Here is a 6836-nt window from a genome sequence, read left to right on the forward strand (position 1 = left end):
GTGCCGGTGGGGTGGGTGCCGGTGACGAGCGGGGCGAAGGGGTCCGTGCCGGTGTTCCGGATGGGGGCGAAGGCGTCGAAGCTGCTGGTCGCACCCGGGATGACGATGCGTTCGAAGGGGCCGGTGTCCACGACGCGGTCGAGCGGGCCGGTGTCGAGGACGATCTCGAGCGGCCCCGTCTCGGCGGGAGCCGGGTCGAAGGCGGGGCCGACCACCGTGCTGTCGGTCGTGTGGCGCGTGAACCCGGGCGTCGTGGTGTGGTGCGGGGAGCCGGATGCCGTGGTGTGGCGTGGGGCGTGCGCGGCGGCGGTGTCCGTCGTACGGAGGTCGGGGGCGTCGGTGGCCAGGTCGAACGGCCGGGTGGCGAGCCGGCGCCGGGGCGCGGTGGCGGCGGAGCGGCGGCGGCGGTGCCCGGCCTTCGAGCGGACCGGGCGGGAACTCGCCGCGGCCGCGGCGGCCGCGGCGGCCGCGTTCGCCCGCAGCCGGCGGGTCTTGGCCACGGCGAGCAGCGCCAGCGCGGCCACAAGTGCCGAGCCGACCAGCGTCGGCGTCGACACGGCGGGCATCGGGCTGGTGACCGTGGTGTCGACGTGCGTGGGGAGCGGGTCGGCGGTCGCGGCCGTGGTGTCGGCCGTGGACGGCTTGGCGTGCTTGGCCTTCTTGGCGGGCTCCTTGCCGGTGGTGCTGCCGGTGGTGCTGCCGGTGGTGCTGTCGGTGGCCTGGGAGGTGGCCTGCTCGGCCTTCTTCGACGGGGCCGGGCTGGGCGCGGTGTCGCGGCCGCCGGAGTGGGGGGCGCGGGCGGGCTCGCCGCGTTCGGCATGCGGGATCATGGCGGACAGCGCCTCGTTCTCGGGAAGTTCGAGCACGCCGACGTCATTGCCGGGCCTGGACGGCTCCTCGGCCCGCTCCTCCGCCTTCTTCTTGGCCTCCTTGGCCTGCTGGGCGACCTCCTCGTCCAGGCGGGCCTTGATCTCCTCCGGGTAGCCGTAGCCGACGACCTTGCTCGTGTCGCGTTCCTTGCGCTTGGCCACGCCGCCGTCGACGTTGCCCTCGATCGTGTGGATCGTGCCGCCCTCGACCCGCGTCACGACCCCTACGTGGTCGATCCTGCCGATCTTGTTGGATCCGCTCCAGTCGTAGAAGACGATCGCGCCGGGCTTGGGCTTCTTCCCCCACGCGCCCTGCTCCTTGAACCACCGCGCGTGGGCGACCGTCCAGGCGAACTGGCCGATCCACTCCTCGTAGCCCAGCTTGTGCGCCGCCCAGGACAGCATCATGTCGCACCACGGGGCGGAGCTGTAGTCGGCGTCGAACTCGACGTTCTTGCCGTACCAGGAGCCGAACTTGGTGTACGCGCCGGCCTTCTCCGAGTAGCCGAGCTGGCGCTCTAGCAGCTCGATGAACTTCTGCATCTCTGGCGTCATGGAGGCGTGGGGGAACCTTCCGGGCAAGACCGGTTTCTGTCCACGCAGACCTGGGTAAGAGGCGCCCTGTGACTGGTGTGACGAAACCGGCGGCTTGTCATCTCCTGCGATGAGCGAGGTTACCGTTTGGTAACCCCAGGTCAAGCACGCCCCAAGAGAGAGTCGACTCTTCTTGGGAAAGAACCGCAGGTCAGGATGCTGCCAGAAATGTCCGATCCAGGTGGTTTAAACCCAAAAGATCTACCTTGTGGTGAGATCTTAGTATCCAGCCCCCGTCAGCAGCCCTCCGTCCACCGTGAACTCGCTGCCCGTGCAGTAACTGGCCCGGTCGGACGCCAGGAACGCCACCACGTGCGACACTTCGACCGGCTTGGCGAACCGCTTGATGACCATGGACTTCACGAACGTCTCGGCGTCCACCTCGTTCACCAGGTCGGGGTTCATGGCCATCGCGGTGTCGATCGCGCCGGGGTGCACCGAGTTGACCCGGATCTTGTGCCTGGCCAGCTCCCGCGCCGCCGACTTGGTGATCCCGCGCAGCCCGAACTTCGAGGCCGAGTACGCCGACAACCCCTCGGCGCCGATGAAACCCTCGATCGAGGAGATGTTCACGACGGCGCCGCGCCCGGCCGCCTTCATGGGGTCGATCACCGACTTGATCCCCAGCCAGGAGCCCTTGAGGTTGACGCCGATCACCTGGTCGAAGTCTGCGGGTGACATCTCGTGAATGCGCCGATATTTCAGAATCCCTGCGTTGTTGACCAGGACGTCGAGCTTGCCGTACAGGTCGGTGGCCAGCGCCACGGCGCGCTCCCACTCCCGCGCGCTCGTCACGTCATGACGTACGTAGACCGCGCCCGTCTCCTCCGCCAGCGCCTTGCCCTCGTCGTCCAGCACGTCCCCGAACACCACCCGCGCGCCCTCCTCCAAGAAGAGCCGTACGTGCGCCGCCCCCATGCCCCGGGCTCCACCGGTGATCAGCGCGACCTTGCCGTCAAGCAACCCCATGACGTCCTCCTCCGGCGACGGCCGCCGCGGCCGCCTCCATGGAGCGGTAGACGGGGATCCCCGCCGCCGCCGAGATCCGCCTCACTTCGTCCTCGACGCCCCCGGGCGCGCAGTCGCCGTTCCTGGTGACGAGGGTGATCCGGGTGCCCGGCAGCGCGTCCTGGGCCCCCGCGACCGCCCTGGCGTAGGCGTGCAGGGGCTCGGCCGCGTTCCCGTACGTGAAGAAGGCCTGCACGTTCACGTGGGCCACCACGTCCCGGTACGGCCGCCGCCGCGTGATCGCGCCGATCACGTCGGCCACGAGCCCGGCCCGCCCGAGCGGCCCGACGGGCACCTCCAGCGGATTGCCCGTCGCGACCACCCCCAGCGTGCGCAGCTCGTCGTACGCGTCGTCCGGCAGCGGGTCGAGCCGCACCCCCGCCGCGTCGAACGCGTCGGCGGCCAGCACGCTCGCGCCTCCGCTCGGCCCCACCACCAGCACGCCGTCCCCTGAGGCAGGCCGCGAGCCGTGCGCCTGGAAGTACGCCAGCACCCCGATCAGGTCGTCCTGGCCCGACACCAGCGCGGCGCCCGCCTGCTCGGCCGCCGCCTCCCAGATCCGCCGGTCGCTGACCATCCCGCCCGTGTGGGAGGCCGCCGCCCGCTGCCCCTGCCCGCTGCGCCCGCCGACGAGCAGCACCACGGGCAGGTCCGTGGCCCGCAGCGCCTCGTACAGTTCCCGGCCGCCGCGCGGATCCTCCAGGTACAGCCCGACCGCCCGCGTCTCCGGGTCGCCGGACAGCCAGCGCAGCAGCTCGGCCGGGGTCACGTCGGCGGCGTTGCCGACCGTGGCGACCCGGCTGAACGCCAGCCCGCGCCGTTCCCCGACTTTGATCACCTCGCCCGCCAGGCCGCCGCTCTGCGAGATCAGGGCCACGGAACCGGCCGGACCGAGCCCGCCGCCGACGAACGTCTGCCGGCCGCGCGGGCAGTAGACGCCCATGCAGTTGGGCCCGAGCAGCCGCGTGCCCGCCGCCCGCGCCGCCTCGACCAGGTCCCGCTCCAGCTCGTGCCGCCCGTCCTCGCCGAAGCCGCCGCTCATCACCTGCACGAACGGGATGCCGTGCGCCTGCCGTACGACGTCGGCGCACCGCTCGGCCGGCACGGCGACCAGCGCGTAGTCCACCTTGGCCAGCGCGGGGGAGCGTACGGCGGGCACGCCCGACACCTCGTCCGCCTCGGGATGCACCGCCACCAGCGGGACGCCCGCGTCGCGGTAGAAGCCGAGGAACAGGTTGCCGAAGCCCGGCCGGGTCGTGGACGCGCCGACGACGGCCACGGCCCTGGGCTCGAAGAGCGGCAGGAAGTCGGCAGGCGGTCTCGCCCGCGCCCGTGCGGGGGCCGCGGCGGGGAGAAGGCGGGCGTCGGCGGCCACGACCCCGGAGGGTCCCGCGATGACCGGGTTCAGTTCGAACTCGCCCAGCTCCAGCCGTTCCCACAGCCCGCCGGTGCCCGCGACCGTCATGAGCAACTCGACCACCGCGTCCACGTCCACGGGCGGGCCGCCGCGCCACCCGCGCAGGAGCGCGGTCCCGCGCAGCGAGGCCAGCATGCCCCGGGCGTCCTGCTCCGTGAGCGGGCAGAGCCGCAGCGCCGTGTCGGCCAGCGCCTCAGCCCACACCCCGCCGAGCCCGGCCAGCACCACCGGCCCGAACCCCGGGTCGCGCACCAGGCCCACGATGAGCTCGACCCCGGCCTCCGCCTGCTCCTCGACAAGGAACCCCGCGACCTCCAGCCGTGCCGCCATCGCCTCGGCGGCCGCCGCGAGCTCGCCGTGCCTCAGGCCCAAAACCACGGCCCCGGCCTCCGACTTGTGCACCAGCCCGGGGCCGAACGCCTTCAGCACGAGCGGCTCGGCCAGCTCGCCGGCCGCGCCGAAGTCGCCGTCGCACACCACGACCCCGCGGGGGACCGGAACTCCCGCCTCGCGCAGCAGCGCCTTGACCTCGTGCTCGTACGCGCTCACCCGTACAGCTCGCGGATCTTCCTGCGCAGCAGCTTGCCGGGGCCACCGGAGGCGTCCTGCGCGTGCGGAAGCTCCGCGGCCACCACGATGTGGTCGGGCCGCTGGTGGGCGGGGAGCGTGTCGGCCAGCGACAACGTGATCTTGGAGGCGTCCAGCGAGTGCCCGGCGCGCGGCACGACCGCCAGCAGCACCCGCTGCTCCGCCGCGCCCTCCGGCACGCCGACCGCGCCCGCCTCGGCCACGCCGTCGAGGGCGGAGGCCGCCTCCTCGATCACGGCGGGCTGCGTCCAGACGCCGCCCTTGACGATGGCGTCCTCGCGGCGGCCGAGCACGCGCAGCACGCCGTCGGCGGAGAGCGTTCCGAGGTCGCCCCCGACGTACCACTCGCCGCGCAGCACCTCCTCCATGCGCTCCGGCGGGCCGTCGTAGCCCGCCATCCGGTGCGGCCCGGCCAGGTTGATCTCGCCGACCTCGTCGATCACGCGGTGGCCGCGCTGGTCGGTGATCCGTACCGCGTTGCCGGTGCGGGCGCGCCCGGAGGACCCCAGCGGGACCGAGCCGTCGTCCACCCGTCCCATGCACGTGTACGGCGCCTCGGTCTGGCCGTAGTACGAGAACACCGCCGCCTGCGGCAGCCTGGCCCTGATCCGGTCGAGCATCGTCGCGGTCAGCGGCTCCCCGCCCAGCATGATCACCCGGATGGACGACAGGTCGACGTCCTCATGACCGGGAGAGCCCAGCAGGGCGGCGTAGAACGAGGGGATCTGCGACACGTGCGTGACCCCTTCGCGGGGGACGACGCGCAGGAAGTTCGCCGGGCCCCAGTCCTGCTCCAGCACCAGCCGCATGCCCGCGTAGAGGGCGGGCCCGACGATGGCGGGGAAGCCGATGCCCCAGATGATCGCGCCCGTGCCGAACACCGCGTCGGGCCCGCGCGGCACGTCCAGCCAGATCTGCGCCGTGGCCAGCGACGACGCGTGCGTGTGCACGACGGCCTTCGGCAGCCCCGTCGTCCCCGAGGTGTAGTACAGCGCCAGCGGAGCGTCGTGGAACCCGCCGAGCGGCGGCTCGGCGTCCGAACCCGCCGGCGGCTCGCGTACGTCGATCCACGTGGTCACCGCCGGGAGGCCGTCCCTGATCTGTTCGACCACCCCCGCGACCGTCCCGTCGTGGACCAGCGCCGTGCACCCCGAGGCGGCCACCACGTCCCGCACCGTCTCCACCGGCCAGTACGGGTTCAGCGCCGCCGTCACCGCCCCGATCTTCGCCTGCGCCAGGTAGACCTCGGCCACCCGCAACGTCTCGTTGAGCAGCACCGCTACCCGCCGCCCCGGCGTGATCCCGGCGGCGATCAGGGCGTTCGCGCGGCGGTTGACGCTCCTGTTGAGCTCGTCGTAGGTGAGGCTCCGCTCTCCGCAGTACGTCAGCGCCACCCTGTCGGGTGTGCGCAGCGCTCCCGCGGTCAGGATCGCGTGGCCGTAGTTGCCGTACGGTGATCGTGCCATGGGGGGTGCCTCCACATCAGAGGGCCTGGTCAGAGGGGCGAATAGAGCACGAAGACGTTCCCTGAGGGGTCGCGCAGCACGGCCCGCCTCTCGTGCGGCCCGTCCTCGGCGGCCCGCACCACCTCGGCGCCGCGACCCGTCAGCTCCCGCACGGCCCGCGCCACGTCGTCCACCTTGTACGAGGGCGCGGCCGAGGCGGTGACGTGCTCGGCGGGCCCGGCCAGCGCCACGGTGACCCCGCCCCCGTCGAGTGCCGCGAACCTGTCGCCGTCGCGGAACTTCACCGGCAGCCCGTAGAAGGCGATCGCCTCGTCCAGGTCGGCGACGGGAATCAGCACGTTGCCCAGCTTCACGCGGGTCTCCAATGGGGTAGGTCCTCTATGAACGTCACGCGCACCGGCATGCCGACGCGCACCTCCTCCGGCGCGCACCCCACCACATGGCCGAACGCCCTCGGGCCTTCCCGCAGGTCCACCCAGGCCGCGACGTACGGCTCGCGGCCCTGGTAGCCGGGGGCGAACGAGCGGTGCACGACCGTGAAGGTGTGCACCACGCCCTCGCCGCAGACCGGTTCGCAGCGGAAGTCCCGGGTGCCGCACCAGGGGCAGGCCGGTTCGGGGAGGTGACTGCGGCGGTCGCAGCCGGTGCAGCGCCGGATGACCAGTTCGCCGTGGGCGGCCGGGTGGGCACAGGTGTCACCGCTCATCGCTAGCCAAGCTAGCGCACGCTTGGTTGCCCCACAAGGGCCCCACCGCGTGGCCGGTCGAGGGTTCCCGCAGGGGTGGTACGGGGTCGCCGGCCCTGGTGGAAGCCGCGGGGCCGGGGCGCGCGGCGCCGTCCGGATCGGAAAGTGCGGTGCCGGAGAGCGCGGTGGCGGAGGGTGTGGTGCCGGGG

At 72.9% G+C, this 6836-nt stretch carries 6 protein-coding genes; all 6 read right to left on the minus strand.

What is annotated here, in order from left to right:
* Positions 1 to 1424, minus strand: a 1424-nt coding sequence (locus tag E1267_RS41745; protein WP_132341538.1) for a CHAP domain-containing protein, incomplete at its 3' end; no start/stop codon positions are given.
* Positions 1425 to 1682: 258 nt separating this feature from the next.
* Entirely contained in the window at positions 1683 to 2432 is a 750-nt protein-coding gene (locus tag E1267_RS41750) for an SDR family NAD(P)-dependent oxidoreductase (protein ID WP_132341540.1), read from the minus strand.
* A complete protein-coding gene (locus E1267_RS41755; protein WP_132341542.1) occupies positions 2419 to 4437 on the minus strand; it encodes an acetate--CoA ligase family protein in 2019 nt (672 codons plus the stop codon). The genes E1267_RS41750 and E1267_RS41755 overlap by 14 nt, the downstream gene beginning before the upstream one ends.
* Entirely contained in the window at positions 4434 to 5942 is a 1509-nt protein-coding gene (locus E1267_RS41760) for a class I adenylate-forming enzyme family protein (protein ID WP_132341544.1), read from the minus strand. Before E1267_RS41760 ends, E1267_RS41755 begins: the two co-directional genes overlap by 4 nt.
* A 29-nt stretch (positions 5943 to 5971) precedes the next feature.
* Positions 5972 to 6295: a VOC family protein gene (locus tag E1267_RS41765; protein WP_425465129.1), complete on the minus strand. Its 324-nt coding sequence runs from the start codon at positions 6293 to 6295 to the stop codon at positions 5972 to 5974.
* On the minus strand, positions 6292 to 6648 hold the full coding sequence (locus tag E1267_RS41770; RefSeq protein WP_132341548.1) for a Zn-ribbon domain-containing OB-fold protein: 357 nt from the start codon (positions 6646 to 6648) through the stop codon (positions 6292 to 6294). Before E1267_RS41770 ends, E1267_RS41765 begins: the two co-directional genes overlap by 4 nt.
* Positions 6649 to 6836 lie beyond the last annotated feature (188 nt).

It is taken from the genome of Nonomuraea longispora (genome assembly GCF_004348345.1).
In the GTDB taxonomy this organism is placed as follows: Bacteria; Actinomycetota; Actinomycetes; order Streptosporangiales; family Streptosporangiaceae; genus Nonomuraea; species Nonomuraea longispora.

Coding starts and splice junctions, on each gene's coding strand:
- E1267_RS41760 (WP_132341544.1), bottom strand. CDS start 5,942: ATGGCACGATCACCGTACGGCAACTACGGCCACGCGATCCTGACCGCG.
- E1267_RS41770 (WP_132341548.1), bottom strand. CDS start 6,648: ATGAGCGGTGACACCTGTGCCCACCCGGCCGCCCACGGCGAACTGGTC.
- E1267_RS41750 (WP_132341540.1), bottom strand. CDS start 2,432: ATGGGGTTGCTTGACGGCAAGGTCGCGCTGATCACCGGTGGAGCCCGG.